Annotated in this window: 1 protein-coding gene; it reads left to right on the forward strand. The window is 43.0% G+C overall.

From position 1 onward, the window contains the following. Positions 1–87: 87 nt before the first annotated feature. The coding region (locus J5069_RS24160; RefSeq protein WP_264646163.1) for a GNAT family N-acetyltransferase at positions 88–512 on the forward strand (425 nt) is incomplete at its 3' end.

Consider the following 512-nt stretch of genomic DNA (forward strand, 5'->3'; position numbering starts at 1 on the left):
ATGCTGAGGTAGTTACGTCTATCACTACACAGACATTCTTCGTTTTGACGTGATGTTATTCTCTTCTAATGAGCCTGAGATAATCAAATGGAAAGCCTCTTTGTTATAAGAGTTGCCGATGTTACGGATGTTGCGGATATGTTTCGCATTAGAATCAGTGTGAAAGAAAATAAAGCAACTATGGCTGATTTAGCAAGGTATGGGGTAACGCCAGAATCACTGCCCGCAATGCTAACCGGTCACGGTCGTGGATGGGTTGCCGAAATTGATGGGGTAACCAGAGCTTTTGCCATGGCTGATGCAAATAATTCTTCCGTTTTTGCATTATTTGTCGAACCTGGCTTTGAAGGGAAAGGCATGGGGCGTCACTTAATGATAGAGGTTGAAAAATGGCTCACCGAAATGAAGTGTCAACAAATATGGTTAGAAACAGACCGTAATGTATTGGTGCGCGCTAACGGGTTTTATCGATATATTGGCTGGGTTGAAAGTTGTCTTCAGCCTGATGGACA

Origin of the sequence: Candidatus Symbiopectobacterium sp. NZEC127 (assembly GCF_025962675.1) — a bacterium.
In the GTDB taxonomy this organism is placed as follows: Bacteria; Pseudomonadota; Gammaproteobacteria; order Enterobacterales; family Enterobacteriaceae; genus Symbiopectobacterium.